General features: G+C 61.7%; 16 protein-coding genes. 4 read left to right on the forward strand and 12 right to left on the reverse strand.

From position 1 onward, the window contains the following. Positions 1 to 6: 6 nt before the first annotated feature. The 8 genes from C4J90_RS09070 to C4J90_RS09105 form a co-directional block, all read right to left on the reverse strand. Positions 7 to 1,335 carry a cellulase family glycosylhydrolase gene (locus C4J90_RS09070; RefSeq protein WP_124419653.1) on the reverse strand — a complete coding sequence of 443 codons (1,329 nt, stop codon included), beginning with the start codon at positions 1,333 to 1,335 and terminating at the stop codon, positions 7 to 9. Further along, on the reverse strand, positions 1,325 to 2,515 hold the full coding sequence (locus tag C4J90_RS09075; RefSeq protein ID WP_124419654.1) for a glycosyltransferase: 1,191 nt from the start codon (positions 2,513 to 2,515) through the stop codon (positions 1,325 to 1,327). The genes C4J90_RS09070 and C4J90_RS09075 overlap by 11 nt, the downstream gene beginning before the upstream one ends. After that, positions 2,515 to 4,506 (reverse strand): exopolysaccharide transport family protein, encoded by a 1,992-nt coding sequence (locus C4J90_RS09080; RefSeq protein WP_124362083.1) that lies wholly within the window; start codon positions 4,504 to 4,506, stop codon positions 2,515 to 2,517. The genes C4J90_RS09075 and C4J90_RS09080 overlap by 1 nt, the downstream gene beginning before the upstream one ends. Positions 4,507 to 4,520: 14 nt before the next feature. Further along, positions 4,521 to 5,297, reverse strand: coding sequence for a polysaccharide biosynthesis/export family protein (locus C4J90_RS09085; RefSeq protein ID WP_124419655.1), 777 nt, complete (start codon positions 5,295 to 5,297; stop codon positions 4,521 to 4,523). Between the two features lie 29 nt (positions 5,298 to 5,326). Next, positions 5,327 to 6,238, reverse strand: coding sequence for a glycosyltransferase family 2 protein (locus C4J90_RS09090; protein ID WP_124362085.1), 912 nt, complete (start codon positions 6,236 to 6,238; stop codon positions 5,327 to 5,329). Between the two features lies 1 nt (position 6,239). Continuing rightward, a complete protein-coding gene (locus C4J90_RS09095; RefSeq protein ID WP_124419656.1) occupies positions 6,240 to 7,700 on the reverse strand; it encodes a mannose-1-phosphate guanylyltransferase/mannose-6-phosphate isomerase in 1,461 nt (486 codons plus the stop codon). Then, positions 7,700 to 9,139 carry an undecaprenyl-phosphate glucose phosphotransferase gene (locus C4J90_RS09100; protein WP_124419657.1) on the reverse strand — a complete coding sequence of 480 codons (1,440 nt, stop codon included), beginning with the start codon at positions 9,137 to 9,139 and terminating at the stop codon, positions 7,700 to 7,702. Before C4J90_RS09100 ends, C4J90_RS09095 begins: the two co-directional genes overlap by 1 nt. A gap of 413 nt (positions 9,140 to 9,552) precedes the next feature. After that, positions 9,553 to 10,233 (reverse strand): DJ-1/PfpI family protein, encoded by a 681-nt coding sequence (locus C4J90_RS09105; protein WP_124419658.1) that lies wholly within the window; start codon positions 10,231 to 10,233, stop codon positions 9,553 to 9,555. Between the two features lie 91 nt (positions 10,234 to 10,324). Here C4J90_RS09105 and C4J90_RS09110 point away from each other — a divergent pair, with 91 nt between their 5' ends. Then, positions 10,325 to 11,290: a GlxA family transcriptional regulator gene (locus tag C4J90_RS09110; RefSeq protein WP_124419659.1), complete on the forward strand. Its 966-nt coding sequence runs from the start codon at positions 10,325 to 10,327 to the stop codon at positions 11,288 to 11,290. Here C4J90_RS09110 and C4J90_RS09115 read toward each other — a convergent pair. The 3 genes from C4J90_RS09115 to C4J90_RS09125 are packed head-to-tail and all read right to left on the reverse strand — an operon-like array spanning position 11,279 to position 14,797. Beyond that, positions 11,279 to 12,190 carry an alpha/beta fold hydrolase gene (locus C4J90_RS09115; protein WP_124419660.1) on the reverse strand — a complete coding sequence of 304 codons (912 nt, stop codon included), beginning with the start codon at positions 12,188 to 12,190 and terminating at the stop codon, positions 11,279 to 11,281. The two genes, C4J90_RS09110 and C4J90_RS09115, sit on opposite strands and share 12 nt — an antisense overlap. Then, the gene (locus tag C4J90_RS09120; RefSeq protein WP_124419661.1) at positions 12,178 to 14,004 is read right to left on the reverse strand and encodes a glycoside hydrolase family 15 protein; all 1,827 of its coding nucleotides are present in this window, start codon (positions 14,002 to 14,004) and stop codon (positions 12,178 to 12,180) included. Before C4J90_RS09120 ends, C4J90_RS09115 begins: the two co-directional genes overlap by 13 nt. Next, on the reverse strand, positions 13,997 to 14,797 hold the full coding sequence (locus C4J90_RS09125) for a glucose 1-dehydrogenase (RefSeq protein ID WP_124362092.1): 801 nt from the start codon (positions 14,795 to 14,797) through the stop codon (positions 13,997 to 13,999). The genes C4J90_RS09120 and C4J90_RS09125 overlap by 8 nt, the downstream gene beginning before the upstream one ends. Positions 14,798 to 15,208: 411 nt before the next feature. Between C4J90_RS09125 and C4J90_RS27045 the strand changes: the two genes are divergently transcribed. Both C4J90_RS27045 and C4J90_RS09140 read left to right on the forward strand, forming a co-directional pair. Continuing rightward, positions 15,209 to 16,006 carry a hypothetical protein gene (locus C4J90_RS27045; RefSeq protein WP_256658941.1) on the forward strand — a complete coding sequence of 266 codons (798 nt, stop codon included), beginning with the start codon at positions 15,209 to 15,211 and terminating at the stop codon, positions 16,004 to 16,006. Positions 16,007 to 16,616: 610 nt separating this feature from the next. Then, a complete protein-coding gene (locus C4J90_RS09140) occupies positions 16,617 to 17,561 on the forward strand; it encodes a hypothetical protein (RefSeq protein ID WP_256658942.1) in 945 nt (314 codons plus the stop codon). Positions 17,562 to 17,615: 54 nt separating this feature from the next. On the opposite strand, the gene C4J90_RS09145 is transcribed toward C4J90_RS09140, so the two are convergent. After that, positions 17,616 to 18,767, reverse strand: a complete 1,152-nt coding sequence (locus C4J90_RS09145; protein ID WP_124362094.1) for an MFS transporter — start codon at positions 18,765 to 18,767, stop codon at positions 17,616 to 17,618. A gap of 228 nt (positions 18,768 to 18,995) precedes the next feature. On the opposite strand from C4J90_RS09145, the gene C4J90_RS09150 reads away from it, so the two are divergent. After that, a complete protein-coding gene (locus C4J90_RS09150; protein WP_124419663.1) occupies positions 18,996 to 19,979 on the forward strand; it encodes a diaminopimelate epimerase in 984 nt (327 codons plus the stop codon). The last annotated feature ends 8 nt before the right edge of the window (positions 19,980 to 19,987 follow it).

Here is a 19,987-nt window from a genome sequence, read left to right on the forward strand (position 1 = left end):
CGGGCTTCAATCCCATAACAGAATTTGCAGGTTCGACTTGACCGGGACAGTCAACCCGTTAGTGCCGCTCACCGGTGTCTGTGTGCCGCGCAACGGGTCATACAGCGTCGCGCTGGCGAGGCCGGGCAAGTGCGCGTTACCGCCACGGGCCGACCAGAAAAACCACAGTTTGCGCCCGTCGGCGCGGGTCCAGCCGATGCTGAACAGGCCGTCGGGCAACTGGTCGGCGGTGGGCGGGTCGCCGGGGGTCAGCTGCGGCCCACTGACGTCGAGGAAATTCTTCAACGCGGTGTAGACCGGCTTGGGCTTGGCGTCGATATCGAGCAGGCCGTAGGCACGGTCGCGCACGCTGGCGCGCTGGTCGAGGTCGCTCAGGGTAAACAGGAAGATCTTGTCGAAATCCAGCGCGCTCATCAGCGCCAGGCGGCGTATCACATAATCGGCCTGGCCCTGCTGGGTGATGATGTCCTGGGCTTCCTTGGGCCCGACGTAGTTCGACCAGCCCCACTCGGTGCTCCACAGGGTCTTGACGCCATTGCTGCGCAGTTTCTGGTTGAGCGCGCTGGTCTTGGCCACGAAGTCGAGGTTGGCCGGGTCGTTGCCCTCGGGCAGTTGCGTGTAAGGGTGGTAGGACATCACGGTGTTCAGCTTGGGCACACCGAGGGCGTCGAGGGCGTCGAGCATGGTCTGACCGTTGGGCATTTCGCTGAAAAACGCCATGCCGGCGGCCACCACCGGTTTGTTCGGGGCGACGGCGCGCAGTGCGGCGGCGGTGGTGCGCAGCAACCTGGCATAACCGGCCGGGTCCGCCGCCGGGCGCCAGAAGCCCAGTAGGTTCGGTTCGTTCCACACCTGCCAGGCGTCGACGCTGGGGTAGCGTTGGGCCAACAGGGCCATGCGGATCGCAAATACATTCGGGTCCTGCGGCGGGTACTGGTCCTGATAGGGCGCACCCGCTGGCGCGGTGGTGATAAAGGGCGCCGAGCCGACCAGGTAAAACACCGACTTGAGCTGGTTGTCCTTGAGCTTGGTTACCAACTCATCCAGGGTCGCCACCTGGTACCGGTCGGCGGCTGGCTCCAGCCGGTCCCAATGCAAATCCAGGCGCACCCATTCCAGGCCCAGGTCCTTGAGGCGGTCGATCTGCAGCTGGTAGCGCTCGGGGCTGAACCACAGGAACTGCGCGTTCACCCCGAGGAAATCCTTCCACACCACCACCTTGTTACCCTTGAGCACATGGTTCTCGGCGTCGGCCGGGCGCCCCCAGATAAAGGCGGTCAGGCCCAGGGCCGCGACCAGCGCAAGGGTAGCGAAGTAGGTCCATTTACGCGTCATACGGGGCCCCCGCGATCGCCTGTTCGAAGAGCTGCTTGAAGCGCTGCGCCGTCAGCGGCCACAAGCGTTCGCGGCCGATTGCGCCGGCGCGTTCGGCCCAGTCCCGGGCCAATGTGGGCGTGCGGGCCAGGCGCAACAATTGCTCGCCCAGCGCGGCCACATCGCCTTCGGGGTAGATCGCGCCGTTACCGCTGGCGACTTCCTCGGCAAACGCCCGGGCATCCGAGGTAATCGCCCCACGCCCGCACGCGGCGGCCCAGGACAGCGCGCCACTGGTGCCGCGCTGACGGCCGAGCAGGCCGAGTTTTTTCGATTCGCGATACGGCAGCACCATCACATGGTGGGCTTGGATCGTTTGCGCAATCTCGTCGGCCGGCAGGTTCAGCCGCCAATCAATGGAGCTCGCCAGGCCGAGGTCGGCGATCTGGCGGTTCAACTGCTCCAGGTAATTACCGCCCGCGCCAAACGCCATTTCGGCGGCAGTGCCACCGGCCAGGGTCAGGCGCACACGGTCACGCAATTCGGGGGCTTGCTTGAAAACGGCGGCCAGGGCCTGCAACAGGTCTTCAATGCCTTTGCCACGGTAGATAAAACCGAAATACAGCAGGTGCAGGGTGTCCAGCGGCGGCAGCGCTACGGCTGCAATCGCCAGGTTGGCGTGGTGGATCACCGCCACTTTGCCGGCGGGCAATTGCATCCGCTGGCTGAGGCAGTCGGCGCCCAGGCGGGTGAGGGTGATCAGCCTCGTCAGGCCACGGGCGACATGGCGTTCTTCGTGCAGGGTCAACGGGTCTGCCAGCACCACCGCCGCCTGCGGCAACGGGCTGGGCAGGCGCTGCAGCAGGTTGAGCGGGAAGGGCAGGTGCTCGCGCCGCCATACGATGCGCTCGGGGTCATGCACGGTAGCCGTCAGCGGCAGGTTCGGGTAGGCGTTGCGCAACGCGCGCAACGCCAAAAACTCCCCCAGGCGCCCGCCGCCCAGCTCGGCGTGGACCAGGTCCACGCTGCGCCAGTCGAACGCGGCGACGGCCTGCTTGATCGCCGCGCTCGTGCCTTCCACGCCGCTCAACGGTGTCAGCACCGTCACGCCCAGCTGCTCCAATGCCGTCTTGAAATGATTCGCGTAGTCGGCGATCCCATTCTTTTCCGGTGGCAAAGGCGCGAGCAGGGCAATGCGCATCAGAACGCCCCCCGATATTTGGCGATGCTGTGCAGCACCTTGGCCGGCACTTCGAATTTACGCCGGTTGATGATGATGCCATCGACTTTGCCGAACGCCGTATTGAGGATCGACAGCGCGTGTTCCACCACCGGCACCGTGCTTTTCTGCGCTTCCACCACCAACGCGATCAGGTCAGCGCGCCGCAGGTTGACGAACGCATCGCGGTTGTCCAGCAGCGCCGAGGCGTCCAGCAGCACCACTTCGCCCGGTGCTGCGGGCGCCGCCCCGCCCACGCGCACGGTAATGCCATTTTCCTGGAGCAGTTGGCGCAGTTGCTCCACCACGAAGGTCACCCCTTCACCGTGGCGCGCCGAGGTCAGCCCGAGGGTCAGGCCGCGTTCGGCGACGCGGTCCAATTGCAGCAAACCGTACAGCCGGTAGATGCTCGCATTGAACGCATTGGTGCCTTGCGCGGTGCTGGTGTCCAGCTCCGGCAGGGTCGTCCACAGCGGCAGGCCGAATTTGCGTTCCACCAGGCCGCCGTCGTGAATGCGCTGGTCGAGCAGGTAGCACAGGTAGATCACCAGCAGGCCGACGACGATGGCAAACGGGATCGCCAGCAACAGCATCAGCAGGGTTTTGGGAAAAATGCGGCCTGGGTTCAGGGTCGCTTCCTCGATCACCGCAATGTTGCTGATCTGGCTGTTGTCCAGTTCACGGTCGATGCGCGATTTTTCCAGGTTGTCCACGTACAGCGCGTAGTTGCGCTCGGTGGCACTCAGCTCACGGGACAGGCGCGCCAGCTCCGGTTCAATCTCCAGAGCTTCCTTGCGTTGCGCTTCGAGGTTGACCAGTTGCTTTTGCTGCTGCACCAGTTGTGTGCGCAACGCCAGGTTGTTGCTGGACTCATCGAGCAGCACGCGCTGCAAGTGGATTTCCAGGGTGTTCGGTGCGCGGTTTTCCGAGCTTTGTACGGTGTTGCTTTCACCGGCGACCTGGGCCTGCATTGCCCGAATCGACGCATCCAGGGCTTTGACCGGCGGCGCGTTATCGGTGTAGGTGCGCATCATGTCGGCTTTTTCCAGCAGCTTCTGGTTAAGCAAGCGACGTAAATCCTGCTGCTGCGGGTTCAGCGCAATCTGGCGAACCGTGGTCACTTCCTTGGGCTGGGTCTTGAGCTGGGTGCGTGTGCTCTCGAGGGCACTGTCCGACGAGGCAATCAAGCGCGTGGTGTTGAAGGTTTCGCCGCGCAGCACGTTGATGCGCTCGGACAAATCTTCCAGGCGATCGGTGATGCTCGCCGCGCCGATCTGGTTCAAGTGAGTCAGGATCTGCTGCTTGTAGCTCTTGATCTCGGTGGCGCTGTTGGACACCTGGCCTTCATAGAACGCATACAGGCTCTTGCGCCCCAGAGCCTGGGTGCGCTCGTTGATGTAGGTTTCGACCCAACTCTTGACCACCGCCTGGGCGATTTCGGGGTCGCTCCACTTGAAGCTGATGTCCATCACCGTGGACCCGGCCGCGTGGCTGACTTCGAAGTTCTTCTCCAGGCTCGCGGCGAGGCGTTCCACCGGGGTGGTCTGTTCAATCACGCCCACGGTTTCCAGTACCACGCGCACGCCGTCGAACACCGCGCCAATAGCGTTTTTGACGTAGTACTTGGTGCGCTTCCAGACACCTTCCGGCGGCGGCATTTTGTCGATGACTTCCAGGTAATGCTCGGCCACCGCGCGCACGATCGGGCGACCAGTCAGCAGGCGCTCCTCATCGACAATCGGGTCGCGCTGGGTGCTGGGCATGACCAGCGCCTGGCGGTTGCTGATTTCGATCGGCAACGTCGAATCACGCCCCGGCTTGACCAGCAGGCGCGCGGTGGATTCGAACTTGGCGGGCAGCAGGAAGGCGCCCAGCAGGATGATCACCAGCGCTGCGATGGCCGCCAGTTTGAACTCATGCCGGAAGATGAAGAACAGGCGCAGAAGATCGCGAAAAGAACGGATCTCGATCATGGGATGTCGCTCCTTTAGTTACTGCCGCCGCTGGTTCGGGTGTAGTTGTAGCCAACCCCGATCGACTTGGTGAATGGGATCAACTGGTTCAGGTAGGTATCCACGCCCTGGATGCGCTCGCCCACATTGGATTTGGGCACGAACACCACATCACCGCGTTGCAGGGGCACTTGTTTGCGCCCGTTGGGCCCGGTCTTGAGGTATTGGCTGAAGTCCAGGAAGTAGGCGCGATAGACGCCTTGGGTATCTTCGCGCAGCAGCGCAACCATGCTGGCATTGCCTGCCGGGTTGACCCCGCCAGCGCCGACAATGGCTTGCTCCAGGGTGTTGGCCGAGGCGATCGGCACCGTGGTCGGGTTGTTGACCGCGCCGCCGACGATGATCGAATTGCCCGGCGCCTGGTTGATGTTCACCGTCACCCGTGGCTCGCGATACACCGGCGCAAGCTTGCTGCTCAGCTCGTTCGCTACTTCGGACGGGGTGCGCCGGGCCACCTGGATCGGGCCCAGGAACGGGTAGTTGATCTTGCCGTCGGTTTGCACCGTGTACAGCGTCAGCTCATAGATCGTGCTGACGTTGAACGCCGACAGGGTCGGCATTTCCCCGGCATCGCGCACGATGCGCAACTGATCGCCGACGCGGATGCGTTCCACCGCCGGCGGCAGTTGGGCCAGTTGGTCGAGGGCGCGCTTGCCGTCCTCGACGGTCTTGCCGTCAGGCGCGACGATGCGCGCGGGGGTATTGCAGGCGGCCAGGGCCATCATGGCCAGGACGAGCAGGGTTCGTTTCATCAAATAGGACTTCCTGTAGGTCATGATGCTCACCTCCAATAACCGGGGAACATGCTGATGCGCCGCTTGAGGGCGAGGGGTAGCCGGCGTTCCTGCTGGCCCAGCCGATAGCCGAGCAACTTGAACGCGCTGCGCACCAGTACTTCGGGTACGCGATGCAATGCACCGGCTGCGCGCAATGCCGCGAGTTCAGCCAGTACATAGCGTTTACCTTCACCGCCGGCATCGCCAAAGGCCTGGCGTATCCAGGGTTCGCGACCGTAGAACACGCCAATGTCGAAGTAGCGGTGAAACTCGTCCATGAGTCGGTAATCGTGGGAGTGGTACACCTGCGCGGAGGCGGCGTAGCGCACGGTGTAGCCTTCGATCAGCATGCGCGCCGCGACGTAGGCGTCTTCACTGCCGATCACATCGGCGGGGAAACCACCTACGGCTTGCAGGGCGCTACGTCGGTAAACGGAAAACGAGTCGGAGCTGAAACAGGTCTTGATCCCCAGCTGCGGCGCATCGGCCAGGCGCTTGCTGCGGCTGTCGGCCGGGTAATTGAAGTGGCGCGACTGCGCGCCCAGCACACCGGCATCCGGGTGCGGCAGTTGGCGACCATAGGCCACGCCGTTGAGCGGGTCCTGCTGCAATTCAGCGAGCAGGTTGGCGAAGGTCTCGGGCGCGGCGGGAATGGCGTCCTGGGTCATGACGATCAGGGCATCGCCGCTTACCTGTTCGCTGGCCCAACGCCGCGTGCCGCCGTGGTTGAAGGCGCGGGCGTCGATCACCTCGACCCGCGCGCCGTATTCGCGAAAGCGCGCCACGGTGTCATCGCTGGACGCGCTGTCAACCACCAGCATCTCGTCCGGTTGCAGGGTCTGCATCTTCAGCGCAGGCAGCAGCCGCGCCAGGTGGCTTGCGGCGTTACGGGTCGGGATGATCAGCGAGGTGCGCATGTCACGGCTTCACTTCGGCAGGCGCACGCCCATAGATGTCATCGAAGCGCACGATATCGTCTTCGCCCAGGTACTCGCCGCTCTGCACCTCGATCATCACCAGGTCGATGATGCCGGGGTTGGTCAGGCGGTGTTTGTGCCCCGCCGGGATGTAGGTGGATTCGTTGGCGTTGATCAGAAATTCGCGCTCGCCATTGGTGATCTGTGCCGCGCCGCTGACCACCACCCAGTGTTCGCTGCGGTGATGGTGCATTTGCAGCGACAACGACGCCTGCGGCTTGACCACAATGCGCTTGATCTTGAAGCGGGTGCTTTCCTCCAGCACGGTGTAGGTGCCCCACGGCCGGGTGACGGTGCGGTGCAGGCTGAAAGCCGGATGGTTCTGGCGCTTGAGCTCGGCCACGATGTAGCGCACGTCCTGGCTGCGGTGGGCGTCGGCGATCAGCAGGGCGTCGGGGGTGTCGACGATGATCAGGTCACGCACGCCGACCGCACCGAGCACGCGCTTGGGCGAGTCGATGTAGCAGTTGTGCACGTCATGCAAAATCGCTTCGCCATTGACCTGGTTGCCCTGGGCATCGCTGGGGGTGAGCTGGCGCAGGGCTTCCCAGGAGCCGATATCGCTCCAGCCGATGTCGCACGGCACCACGGCCACTTGCGTGGACTTTTCCATCAGCGCCACGTCAATGGAAATGTCCGGCGCGCTGCCGAAGGCGTCACTGTCCAGTTCGCGCTGGCGCGAGGTTTTGTTTTGCAGGTGCTGGCTGTGCTCAAGGGCGGCACGCGCAGCGATCAGCACGTCGGGCGCGTGGGTGTTCAGTTCATCCACCAGGGTGCTGGCCTTGAAGCAGAACATGCCGGCATTCCACAGGTGTTTGCCGCCGTCGAGGTAGGCTTGGGCGGTGGCCAAGTCGGGTTTTTCGACAAAGCGTTTGACCCTGTTGCCCAGGCGCAGCGCTTCGCCTTTTTCGATATAGCCGAAACCGGTCTCCGGGTGGTCGGGTTGAATGCCGAAGGTCACCAGGTAGCCGGCATCGGCCAGCTCGCGGGCCTGGGCCACGGCGTCGGCGAATGCGGTCTCGTTGAGCACCAGATGGTCGGCGGGCATTACCAGAAGTTGCGCGTCGCCACCGAAATGTTCCTGCACATGCAGCGCCGCCACGGCGATCGCCGCTGCGGTGTTGCGCCCGAAGGGCTCGAGCAGCAGGTCCAGGGGCAAGTGGGCCTTGTTGACCCCACGGTAGTCATCCAGGGTGCGAAACAGCAGGTCGCGGTTGGTCACCGTGAGCACGCTTTCCACGCCGGGCAGGCGGGCGGCGCGCTGGAAGGTTTTCTGCAGCAGGCTCTGGCCGTCGCGCATGCGCATGAACGGCTTGGGCATGTTCTGCCGGGATACCGGCCACAAGCGCGTGCCCGAACCACCGGAAATGATGCAGGGAATTAATCCGTTGAGGGTATTCATCAATAGACTTCCTTGGTGGAAAGGACGGCCGGGACCGTCATGAAAACGATGTACAAGTCAAACCACACCGACCATTTGGAGATGTACTCCAGGTCGTACTCGACGCGTTTCTGGATTTTGAACAGGGTGTCGGTTTCGCCCCGGTAGCCGTTGATTTGCGCCCACCCGGTGATGCCTGGCTTGACCCGGTGGCGTGAGCTGTATTCGCTGACCGCCACTTCGAAAGGAATGCCCGCCGCCTTGGTGGCGGTGGCGTGGGGCCGGGGGCCTACCATGGACATGTTGCCCTGCAGGACGTTGAACAACTGCGGCAGCTCGTCGATGCTGGTTTTGCGGATAATGCGCCCGACTCGGGTGATGCGCGGATCCTGGCGGGTGGTTTGGCGTTCGGCGGTGAAATCGCTCTGGTCGGTGAACATCGAACGGAACTTGAACACGCGGATTTCATTGTCGTTATAGCCATAGCGGTTCTGGCGAAACAGCACCGGGCCCTTGGAATCGAGCTTGATCGCGATCGCCGTCAACAGCATCACCGGCGACAGCACCACCAGGGTGATGCTCGCCAGCAGCAGGTCTTCGCAGCGCTTGATAAAGGGCGACCAGCCGCGCAGCGGTAACTGCGAGGTGTTGAACATCAAGATGCCGCCCACGTCGGTAATGCGGCTGTGGCCGTAGCGCAGGGCGGCCATGTCCGGCACCAGCATCACGTTCACCGACATCTGCCGCAGGCGATTGACCAGCCCGTGGATACGCTGCTCGGCGGCCCACGGCAGGCAGATCATCACTTGGTTGACCTGCTCGGCGCGGATCAGCTTTTCCAGGTCGCGGGTGTTGCCCAACAGCGGCAGGCTGCTCAGCTCCTTGGGAATGCGCTCGGTGCGGTCGTCGATAAAACCGATCAGGCCGGAGCGGATATCGCCATTGCGCTGCAGGTGGTCGGCGACGTGCACGGCGGTGTCGGTGAAGCCAAGGATCACCGTGCGTTGCAGGAATTTGCCCTTGCGCATCAGGTTGCGGTACAGGCGCAGCATCACCAGGCGCTCCAGGCAGAACAGCCCGAGGCTGGCGAAGTACCACACCACCAGGTTGCGCGGGTTCAATTGCGGGAACACCTGCAGGATCTGGTACATGAACAGCAGGATGCAGAACGCCGACGACCAGGCCACGATATTGGCGCGCAGGCGCAAGCGGTTGCTGAACAGCTCTTCGGAATAGATGCCCAGGGCCTGGAACAAAATAACCGTCAACACCGCAAAAAACAGCAGCAGCCCCAGGAAATGCGAGCGCATCTCGGCGTCCATCGGGTCGAGGAAAATAGCCAGGACCAGCGGTGGCAAAATGGCGGTCAGGCCATGCACCAACTTGACAAAAACAACAAAAAACTCAACGAAGCCGGCCCGGGTCAGAAACAAACTGACCACTGATGATTTCTCGCGCATACAACCATCCCTCATTGCACACCAAGTTTGCGCCGCAGCTGTTCAACGGAGCAGTCAACGGGCCACATCTGGTTAAAACGCAACCATTCATCCAAGTGAAACCATCCAAATGAAGGAAGTTTTGCGGAGCTAGTGGCTAAAGGAGTTCCTTTTTACGGCACAGTCAATAAGTTGACCATTCTGCGAAGATCGTATTATAGGCATGTTAATTGAAGTTTTGTGTGCCATTTTTATGACGGCCGTAGTGCTGGCACTTGGGCATCTGGGTGTGATTTTGAGTGTAGGAACAAATGTCAGAATTTTCCTGTTTGGCGGGAAAAGGTTTTTTTTGGCGGGGGGTCAGGAAGAGGGCAGTTGGCGGGACGCGGAGCGTCCCAGGAGGCGTTCCCACGCAGAGCGTGGGAACAATCCATTCAACCCAGGCGCGCCGCCGCCCGCGCAACAATCTCTGCGCGCACCCTGCGCGATTCTGCCGTGCGCTTGTTGGCTTCCTCCAGCACGTGCCTGGGCGCCGTATCCGGGCGGCCCGCGTCGAACGGCGGGGCCGGCGCATATTCGATTTGCAGCTGCACCAATTGCGCTGCCGCTTCGCTGTACAGCTCCGCCGCCAGGGTCAGCGCAAAGTCGATGCCCGCCGTAATTCCACCGCCGGTAAACAGGTTGCCGTCACGTACCACGCGCGCCTGTACCGGGATGGCGCCCAATGGCGCGAGCAAGTCGTGGTAGGCCCAGTGCGTGGTGGCTCTGCGGCCGCGCAGCAAACCCGCCGCGCCCAGCACCAGCGCACCGGTGCACACCGAGGTCATGTAGCGCACGGTGTGCGCCTGGGCCTTAAGGAAGTCCAGCGTGGCGGGGTCTTCCATCAGTGCGCCGACACCGGCACCGCCGGGCACACACAGCACGTCCAGCTTCGGGCAGTCGGCATAGGTGATGGTCGGCGTGAACACCAGGCCGGTGCTGGAGGTGATCGGCGCCAGGTCTTGCCAGACCAGGTGCAGTTTCACGTCCGGCAGCGAACCGAGCACGTCATAGGGGCCGGTAAGGTCCAGTTGCTGGATGCCGGGGAATAACAGGAAGCCGATGTGCAAGGTCATGAATGAAACTCCAATCAAGAGGGTGGACGGCTTCACTGTAGAGGCCTAGGCTTTGGCGCATACGCCATTGAACCCACAGATCACGCCAATCATGCCCCGACTCATTCATGTGCTCGCTTTTGATAATGCCCAGGTGCTCGATGTCACCGGGCCTCTGCAGGTGTTCGCCTCGGCCAATGACCTGGCTCGCCAGCGAGGCTTGCCTGCGCCCTATGCGGTGAATGTGATCGCTGACCAGGCCAAACCGGTGATGACCTCCGCAGGCCTGGCGCTGGTGGCCGAGCCGCTGCCCGCTGTCGATCAGCCGTGTGACACCTTGGTGATTGCCGGTGGCTGGGGCGTCTACGGTGCCGCCGAAGACCCGGCGCTGGTGCACTGGGTACGCGAGAAATCGCGGCACACACGGCGCATGGCCTCGGTCTGCACCGGTGCTTTTCTGCTGGCCGCCAGTGGCCTGCTCGACGGATGCCGCGTGGCTACGCACTGGACGCGCTGTGAGGAACTGGCGCGCAAGTTTCCGGCGCTGACGGTGGAGCCCAATCCGATCTTTATTCAGCAAGGCACGCTGTGGACCTCGGCCGGCGTGACCGCTGGTATCGACCTGTGCCTGGCCCTGGTGGAGGAGGACCTGGGCCGCGCCGTCGCCTTGGACGTGGCACGGCAGTTGGTGGTGTTTCTCAAGCGTCCCGGCGGGCAATCGCAATTCAGCGTGACCTTGTCCCTGCAAAAGAGCGACAGCCGCTTTGCCGAGTTACACGCCTGGATCGCCGACAACCTGGCGTTGGACCTGAGTATTTCCACCCTGGCCGCCCAGGCTGGCATGAGCGAGCGCAGCTTTGTGCGCCACTACCGAGCCGAAACCGGCCAGACCCCGGCGCGGGCCGTGGAGCTGATTCGGGTCGAAAGCGCACGCCGGCAGTTGGCGGATAGCAGCATTGCGATCAAACGCATCGCCGTGAACTGCGGGTTTGGCTGTGAAGAGACCTTGCGGCGCAGTTTCCTGCGGGCCTTGTCGGTAACGCCTCAGGCCTATCGCGAGCGGTTTTCACCGGTGTAGCAACTCCAGCAGCGCCGCCAGGGTGGCCTCGGGCGCTTCTTGCGGAATATTGTGGCCCACGCCGGGCAACACCTGGCGTCGATAAAAACCGCTGAAGTGCTCGACATCGTCGTCCTCTTCCGGGGGCGGCCCCACGCCGTCATCGGCGCCGCACAGGGAAATGCTCGGCACCGAAATCGGTGGTTGCAGCGCCAATGCCTGCTCGATGAATTCCAGCCCAGGGTCCCCCGGCGCATACCCGAAGCGGTGGCGATAGGAGTGGATCACCACCTCCACGAAATCCGGGTTATCGAACGATGGCGCGGTGTGCCCATACAGGCTCGGCCCGCGCGCCCACGACGGTGACCACAACGCCCACAACAGCTGGCACAGTTCGCGGCGGTTGGCGGTCAGGCCGTCCACGCCGCGCTGGGTGTGAAAGTAATACTGGTACCACAACCGATGCTCTGTAGCAGGCGCCCGTGGCTTGGGAGACTTGGCGATGTCCTGAATGTTGTAGCCGTCTGCGCTCACCAACCCACGCACCCGTTCCGGCCACAGCGCCGCGACGATACACGCGGCGCGCCCACCCCAGTCATAACCGGCGAGCGTGGCGCAGGGAATGGCCAGCGCATCCATGAAGTCCAGCAAGTCCTTGGCCAGCGCTGCCTGCTGACCGGAACGCATGACTTGATCGTTGATAAAACGCGTAGGCCCATAGCCGCGCAGGTACGGCACCAGCACCCGGTAGCCACGCTGCGCCAGTACTGGCGCGATTTCGTCGTAGCTGCGCGGGTCGTAGGGAAAGCCATGCAGCAGGATGACGGGCTCGCCATCGACAGGGCCGTGGGTTTCGTAAGCCACATCGAGCATGGACGTGCGCACATACAGCAGCGGGGCAGGTGGTATCAGGGTTGCCATACGGTTTTCTCCCCACTGAGCTTACGGTCCAGAAACGTTGCCGCACTGATCAACGCCAAATGGCTCAAGGCCTGGGGTGTGTTGCCCAGGTGCCGGGCCTGGCTGTCGAACTCTTCGGCGTACAACCCCAGCGGGTTGGCGTAGCGCAGCAACTGTTCGAACTCCAGGTGGGCTTTTTCCACTTGCCCGGCGCGGGCCAGGCATTCGACGTACCAGAACGAACATGCGGTAAACGCGCCTTCGGTGCCTTGCAGCCCATCGATCTGGCTGTCGTCGTTGCGGTAGCGGTAGACCATGCCGTCACGTACCAGGCTTTTCTCGATCGCCTCCAGTGTCGACAGCCAGCGTGGATCAGTCGCGGCAACGAAGCGCACCAGCGGCATCAACAGCATCGAGCCGTCAAGGGCAGTGCTGTTGATGTGCTGCACGAAATGCCCACGTTCTTCGTTCCAGAAGTTGCTCCAGATGTCTGCATAGATGGCCTGGCGCGTCTGGTCCCAACGCGCGAACGGCGCCGGTAGTGAGCGCTTGGAGGCCAGGCGGATCGCGCGGTCCAGGGCCACCCAGCACATCAGCCGCGAGTGCAGGAAGTGGTGCTGCTCGCCGCGCATTTCCCAGATGCCGACGTCTTTCTGGTTCCAGATTTCGCAGACCTGGTCGACCACTTCCACGGTGTGTTTCCAACCTTGGTGGGAAATCGCTTCGCCGTATTTATTGACCAGGTAAACCGCGTCCATCAGTTCGCCGTAGATATCCAGCTGGATCTGGTCGAACGCTTCATTGCCCACGCGCACCGGCTGGGCGCCACCATGACCACGCAAGTGGTCCAGTGTGGTTTCCGGCAGTTCCTGGCGGCCATCAATGCCGTACAGGATGTTGATCTTGGTGGTTTGGCCGCAGCAGTCGCTGACCCGTCCTCTGAGCCAGCGCATATAGGCATTGGCTTCCTCGATGAAGCCCAGGCGCATGAAGGCGTAGACGGTAAAGGAGGCGTCGCGGATCCAGGTGTAACGGTAGTCCCAGTTGCGCTCGCCGCCAGGGCTTTCCGGCAGGCCGAAGGTGGCGGCGGCGATGATTGCGCCCTGTTTGCGCGAGGTCAGCAGCTTCAGCGCCAAGGCCGAGCGGTTAACCATTTCGCGCCAGCGCCCACGGTAGTTCGATTGGCTGATCCAGCCGCGCCAGAACTTCAAGGTGCGTTGCAGGTAAAGGTCGGTGCAGGCATTCGTCACGCGCGGGTCGTCCTGGCCGCCGAGGACGAATTCGGCGCTTTCGTCCTGGGCCAGGCTGAAGCGGGCCACCGCCACATTCTCGTCCAGCGTCAGCGCGTGGCTGCCGGTCAGGCGCAGGCCAGGCTGGCCGTCAGCGCTGAACACTACGCCGGTGTCGCAGGCTGTGGCGTGCGTGTTGGCGCGGGCGTAGTCATGGCGTACGGCGCAGCGCAGGTGGAATGTCGCCGTGCCGCTGACCACTCGCGCGCGGCGGATCAATAGCGGCAGGTCGTCGACCTCTTCGCTGACGGCCAGCAAATCGGTGACTTCCACCACCGCCGCATCGCTCAGCCAACGGGTCTGCAGCACATTGGTGTCGGGCAGGTAGATCTGCTCGCGGCGCGCATTGGGCAGGTCCGGGGTGAGCTGGAAGGTGCCGGCGTCGGGGGTGTCGAGCAACGCACAGAAAATCGACGGGCTGTCGAATTCCGGCCAGCAGAAAAAATCGATGCTGCCCTGGTCATTCACCAACGCGGCGCTGCGCATGTCGCCAATGATGCCGTGCGCATCGATGGGGCTTTGTGGCTCGTTCTTCAAATCAACCATTGCCACGAAACTCCGGATAAAGGCTCATGCCGCCATCGATGAACAGCGTGCTGCCGACCACGTAATCGGACGCGTCGCTGGCCAGCCACACTACTGCGTTCGCCACGTCTTGCACATCACCGACCCGGCCATAGGGAATCAACTTGAGCAGCTCTTTTTGCGCCGCGCCTTCGGTGGCCGCACGGTTGATTGCCGTGCGAATCGCGCCTGGCGCAATCCCGTTGATTCGAATGCGCTGCTCGCTGACTTCCTGGGCGAGGGTGCGCATCAGCATCTCCACACCGCCCTTGGACGCTGCGTAATTCGCATGCCCGGCCCAGGGAATCAATTGGTGCACCGAGCTCATATGAATGATCTTGCCGGCCGCGCGGGACACGCCAGCCCGCACGCCTTGCCGGTTGAAAATACGCACGGCGGCGCGTGCGCAGAGAAATTGGCCGGTGAGGTTGACGCCGATCACGGTGTTCCAGTCGTCGAGGCTCATGTCGACCAGGTTGGCGTCTTTTTGCAGGCCGGAGTTGGCCACGAGGATATCCAGGTGGCCGAAGGCATCGAGGGTCTGGGCGAACAGGCGTTCGACGTCGGCTTCTTTCGATACATCGCCACCGATGGCAATCGCCCGGCCGCCGTTGGCGTTGATCTGCGCGGCGAGGGCTTCGGCCGGTGCCGCCTGGGAGTTGTAGTTAAGTACGACGGCCGCGCCGGCTTCGGCCAACGCCTTGGCCGCACCGGCGCCGATGCCGGAGCTGGCACCGGTGACCAGGGCCACTTGTTGCTGCAAGGAAATCTGCATCGCCCACCCGCTGTTTAATGAGAGTCTTTTGTGCTGACTGATGCGCGGTGATGGAAGTTCAGCATGCCGCTGTGCATTTGAAAGGGTCGCGGACCAATGCAACTGTAGTTTCTGACAGTAGACGCGTCTTTATCCTCAAGTGAACCTACGAGCGTTGGCGTGCCCGGGGATGGATGTCATGGACATAAGGCGACTTGCGTTGCCGTGGCAGGGAAATTTCCCGGTTCGCTCTTCGTTACGCAAGACCTCCTTCCTACCCCTAGTTGGATGTTTTCAACACGTCGAGGAACCTATTGCCATCGCTCTGCCACACAGCAAAGGCCTGCTGGTGCAGACCTGCGCCACGATTCATCCATCGTTGGCAAGGCTGCGGCAGCAAGGTATCGCCCTAAATCAGCACTGGAGTACCCCATGTCGGTATCCGCATCCAATCAAGCGTTCGCCTCATCAACTGACAACCTGGCGCAGACTCGCGCAGACGCACAACCCAGCCCGGTGGCCAAGGCTGCGGGCGCGGCGGGCCCGAGTTTCGAGCAGTCGGCGAGTCAGTCCGGCCCGGTTTTCGACAGCGCAGCGCAGTCGCGCAAGCCAGGCTTCAATCCAGGCCCGCCCCCACGTCCCAACCCCACCCTGCCGGATCCTCTTTACGGAAAACAGAGCAACGAGGTGTTGGCTCAGGGGCTATTGAATAATTACAACGCGTTCAAACCCTGGTACGCACCGACCGTCACGCCTGAGCATATAAATAATATGGCAGGTCGACCCTTGACCGGGTTTTCGAAGGTGGATGAGAACATCAGGCTTGCCAGGGAATTGCTCAAGCGCCCGGGCCTGATGCAGGCCCTCGATCGAAATAATGGGACGGGGGCTCAGGATAAATCCCTGTCTAAACAAGACATCAGCAAATTCATTCTTTCGTCGAACCCACTCAAGCTTCAAGACGACAGGCAACTTGCCCAGAATGTCTTGAATAACTTCAACGCGTTGAAAGGGCCGTGGTGGAGCGCCGATAGAAACGCCATCGACGTCAACACCTTCGCAAAGTTTGCGTCGCGTCCGCTTTATGGTCATGGACCCACCGACAGCATTACCCAGCTATCGCGAGAAGTCATGGCGCGTTCTGAGTTGAAGGGCTCGATGGATAACGTCTTCGGGTTCCTGCGCGATGGCAAGATCACCCGGGACGACCTGTATCGGCTCCTGCGCTAATACCTGGCCCAATGCGTCGCATCGGTTGGTAGATACTTGGCCAGGAAATCGCTCCGCAGTGATGCTGGAACCATTTGCAAGTATTTACCACGAAGAAAGCATCCATTGGTGTGACCCATGGATGCCTTCGTTTACTGGAACAGGTAATGGCCTATGAATTCGACATCATTTGAACCTCGCCAATCTCACTCCCAGTACGCTGTTGCAAACCTGCCCGCTCCGGCAACTACGCTACACGGCCTGGGCTCATCTCAAGCAAAGGGGCTCAATCTCACGTCGTCACCCAAGTTCAGTTTCAAGGCGCCTACGACTGAAGACTTCGATAGGGGCTCGCGAGCCGTAGAGGAAGGGCCGGCGCCTCGGTCAGCAGTGTCATTGCTCGAAGCGCTGTGGAGCAAATTGTCACGCCGTCAATGACAGTCAACCCACTGACGTCGCTGGCTGGTTACAAATGTTCAAGGTTTACCGGGAGCAGGCTGGCGGCTTGCCGGAACCATTATTTTTAGGTTGCCACATATTCGATACTTGCCTCGCGCTGACCGTCACAGCGCTTTTGAAGACGGAGCACTCGAGGTCCAAGTAATGCAATCTAAATAAGGTGGGAATCAACATGACTAATGGGATAAATACTTCAGGCTCTGGATTACCGCATCTGCAGAATTGGACTGCCGGTGCGAATCAGGCGCCCGCTCCAGCCGGTGGTGGTTACGCGCGGCTCAGCGTCGTGGACAAGGCGTTGGGAACCCAGCAGCCGCTCGGAACGACCTCGAGTTTTGCCCCCAACAGCTTGATGGTCAATGGCGCCAGCCGGCATTTTGACGGCCAAGGGTTGTATGGCGGAATGTCAAAGGTGGGAAATCCCTATATCAGTTCGGACGACCGCCTGCTGGCGACAGATCTGAATAACAACTTTTCCATGCTGGATAAGTTCAAGAAAGATGGCCACCTGACCCAGAGCGGACTGCAACAAATTGCCGCTGAAGACGTGCACAAAAGCAGCGTCTCTGAACGCACCATCATGTTGGCCAGGGAGATACTCAATCGTCCCAGGCTCAACGAGGCGATTCTAGTCGATGGCGGTAAAATCACGCCTGAAAGCCTGGCCAATGCATCTGACCTGGTCGTTGGCAACACCAACCCCAATACCCAAAGTGTGGATCCATTTCATTCGAAAACCAATGCACAAGTCGTGCAAGCGTTCAGGGGCATGTTTGATCAACTGCGGGATAAATCCGAAGACTACACCTTCTTTTTCGAGAAGCACCGATACGTCAAGACAGACACACTGATCGAAATGAGCAAAGATCCTGACGAGACCGACAAGAACGGTAATGTCGTACGGGATCCGGCGACTGGGTTCCCCAAGAAAAAATACAGCGAGCAGCAGGTATACGTCGCCAAGAACATTGTTGAGCGACCAGGATTGCTCGACTCCCTGGACAGCAACAAAGCGAACGGCACCAATATTTTTGGGAGCCACAACATTGATGGCTGGTTGAAGAACTACAGCATCGATCGATGGTTGGAAAACGATAAGAAAGAAAAGGGTAACTGAAGGCGTCGCAGGTATGAGCGGGTGGATAATCAGGCCGCTCATACTGGCGAGCGTTTATACACGCACTATCCTGCCGCTGATCGCCACCGCTGCCAGCAACCCACCGATCAGCAGGAACGCGGTTGCCACGCTGCTGGCATGGGCAATGAAACCGATCACTGCCGGCCCGGCCAATATGCCCGCATAGCCCAGCGTGGTGATGGCGGGCACGGCAATATGTTCCGGCATCACCTTCTGTTTGCCCACGGCGGTATAAAGCACCGGGACGATATTGGAGCAGCCGGCGCCCACCAGCGCATATCCAAGCAGCGCCATTTCCCAGGCGGGGGACAGCGTGGCCAGAAACACACCGGCCGCTGCCAACGTGCCACCGGCCACGATCACCCAGGTAGCGCCCAGGCGCCGCACAATCACGTCACCGGTCAAGCGCCCGGCGGTCATGGTCAGGGCGAATGCCGCGTAGCCGAGGCCCGCATAAGCTTCGTCCAGGCCGCGTTCGGCACTGAGGAACACCGCGCTCCAGTCCAGTACTGCGCCTTCGGCCAGGAAAACGATGAAACACAAGCAGCCGATAAACAGCACCACGCCATGAGGAATGGCAAACGCCGGCCCTGAGCTTTCACTGCCATAGGGGAGCAGATGCGGCCTGGCCTTGAGCAGTGCCACTGCCATGATGACGATCACCACCAGGGTTGCCTGCAGCGGCGACAAGCCCAGCCCCAGCAAGCCGGAGACCCCCGCCGCACCGACGATCCCACCCAGGCTGAACAACCCGTGGAAGCCCGACATCATGGTTTTCCCGCTGGCGCGTTCAACGATCACCGCTTGCAGGTTGACCGTCGAATCCACCGTGCCCAGCCCTGCGCCAAACAGGAACAACCCTGCCATCAGCAGCGGAATCGAACTGACGGTGGCCAGCATCGGCAACGCCAGGCAAATCAAGACCGTGCCGGCGGTCAACACGCGCCGGCAGCCAAAGCGTGACGCCAACACCCCGGCCACGGGCATGGCGAGGATCGATCCTACCCCCAGGCACAATAGCAACAGGCCAAGTGTGCCTTCGTTGAGTTGCGCGCGCGCCTTGGCGTACGGCACCAACGGTGCCCAGGCCGCGATGCCGAAGCCAGCGATGAAAAAAGCGATACGGGTCGACATTTGCTCCAGCCGCCCGGGAACCACGGGGGCGGAAGTGGGGATGGCAGTCATGAATAATCCTTGGTGTTGCGTTCAACGAACGATGTCCGGCGTGACATCCTTGCACATCAGGCCTCGTCGGGCGAGCCGGGTTCCCTTGGGATTAGCGAGCGGCCCGTGACGGTATTTCCAACCTGAAGGTGTCGCGTGTGTAGAAGTGGGCGTTCTGTAATACGCTGTTGCTCTCTCTTTCAGGCTACCGACGAACAGACCGATGACTTTTTTCAAGCAGCTTACAGCGTGACTCGGTTCTATGACGCGCGCGGCAATATCTATGGGGTAGTCAGCCCCGATTATTTACGTCGCCGGGGTGTTGACCTGCCCGACGGCGCCGACCTTGCCGCGAGTGCGCGCCAGGCATGGAGCGCATCGGCCATCGCTGCCGAATGCGGGTGGGGAGCGGTGTCGCCGGCGCCCGGTGCCAAGGCTCATCGCTGCGACGGGTTGCTGGTTGGGCCGTTTCAGGCTGCGCCACCTTTCGATCTATTGATCGTCAATACTGACGGTAGCCTCGCCGAGCGCAGTGGCAACGGGTTAACCATCTTTGCCCAGGCATTGACCGACCAAGGCGTTATGTCAGAAGGCTGCGAGTTGCGGGTGCATCACGATAAAGCGGATGCAGTTTCACCGGTGGTCACGCGGGTGGAGCCTGCGGTGTACCAGCAGGTCGAGGGCTTTTGGCTGGACCTGGGGCAACCGGGTTTCGGCCCATCGGCAGCCGGTGCGGGAGTGGATAGCGGTGTGGCGCAGCAGGGTGAGTTCAGTCACGTGGCCGCGTTGGCGGCGATAGACCCGCAATGGGATAGAAGCCAGTTCGTGCGGGTGGGCAATCCCCATTGCGTAACACTTGTCGAGCAGATGGCGGCATTGCCCTCCTATCTCGCCATGCATCAATTGGCACTGTTTGAGCGATTGCAAGCGATCGCCTTCGCTCCGCCTGTGGGCAGCGGTCGTCCCTGTGTCGCGGGGGTCAATTTGCAATGGGCCGCGCGTGCTTCGGGTAATCAGGTAATCGCGCGGGTGTTCGAGCGCGGCGAAGGGCCTACTGCGTCTTCGGGTACCAGCGCCAGCGCGGTGGCCTGTGCGGCATGGCGAGCAGGTTGGGTCGGCGCCGGGGAGGTGGCGGTGGTGATGCCGGGCGGCACGGCGCCAGTACGTTTGCGGGTTGAAGCTGAAACGTTGTCGAGCGTCAGTCTTTTCGGGACCGCGCATTCACTGGCGTAAGTAATTGC

Source organism: Pseudomonas sp. R2-60-08W (assembly GCF_003852335.1).
Lineage (GTDB): Bacteria > Pseudomonadota > Gammaproteobacteria > Pseudomonadales > Pseudomonadaceae > Aquipseudomonas.

Coding starts and splice junctions, on each gene's coding strand:
- C4J90_RS09070 (WP_124419653.1), bottom strand. CDS start 1,335: ATGACGCGTAAATGGACCTACTTCGCTACCCTTGCGCTGGTCGCGGCC.
- C4J90_RS09075 (WP_124419654.1), bottom strand. CDS start 2,515: ATGCGCATTGCCCTGCTCGCGCCTTTGCCACCGGAAAAGAATGGGATC.
- C4J90_RS09080 (WP_124362083.1), bottom strand. CDS start 4,506: ATGATCGAGATCCGTTCTTTTCGCGATCTTCTGCGCCTGTTCTTCATC.
- C4J90_RS09085 (WP_124419655.1), bottom strand. CDS start 5,297: ATGAAACGAACCCTGCTCGTCCTGGCCATGATGGCCCTGGCCGCCTGC.
- C4J90_RS09090 (WP_124362085.1), bottom strand. CDS start 6,238: ATGCGCACCTCGCTGATCATCCCGACCCGTAACGCCGCAAGCCACCTG.
- C4J90_RS09095 (WP_124419656.1), bottom strand. CDS start 7,700: ATGAATACCCTCAACGGATTAATTCCCTGCATCATTTCCGGTGGTTCG.
- C4J90_RS09100 (WP_124419657.1), bottom strand. CDS start 9,139: ATGCGCGAGAAATCATCAGTGGTCAGTTTGTTTCTGACCCGGGCCGGC.
- C4J90_RS09105 (WP_124419658.1), bottom strand. CDS start 10,233: ATGACCTTGCACATCGGCTTCCTGTTATTCCCCGGCATCCAGCAACTG.
- C4J90_RS09110 (WP_124419659.1), top strand. CDS start 10,325: ATGCCCCGACTCATTCATGTGCTCGCTTTTGATAATGCCCAGGTGCTC.
- C4J90_RS09115 (WP_124419660.1), bottom strand. CDS start 12,190: ATGGCAACCCTGATACCACCTGCCCCGCTGCTGTATGTGCGCACGTCC.
- C4J90_RS09120 (WP_124419661.1), bottom strand. CDS start 14,004: ATGGTTGATTTGAAGAACGAGCCACAAAGCCCCATCGATGCGCACGGC.
- C4J90_RS09125 (WP_124362092.1), bottom strand. CDS start 14,797: ATGCAGATTTCCTTGCAGCAACAAGTGGCCCTGGTCACCGGTGCCAGC.
- C4J90_RS27045 (WP_256658941.1), top strand. CDS start 15,209: ATGTCGGTATCCGCATCCAATCAAGCGTTCGCCTCATCAACTGACAAC.
- C4J90_RS09140 (WP_256658942.1), top strand. CDS start 16,617: ATGACTAATGGGATAAATACTTCAGGCTCTGGATTACCGCATCTGCAG.
- C4J90_RS09145 (WP_124362094.1), bottom strand. CDS start 18,767: ATGACTGCCATCCCCACTTCCGCCCCCGTGGTTCCCGGGCGGCTGGAG.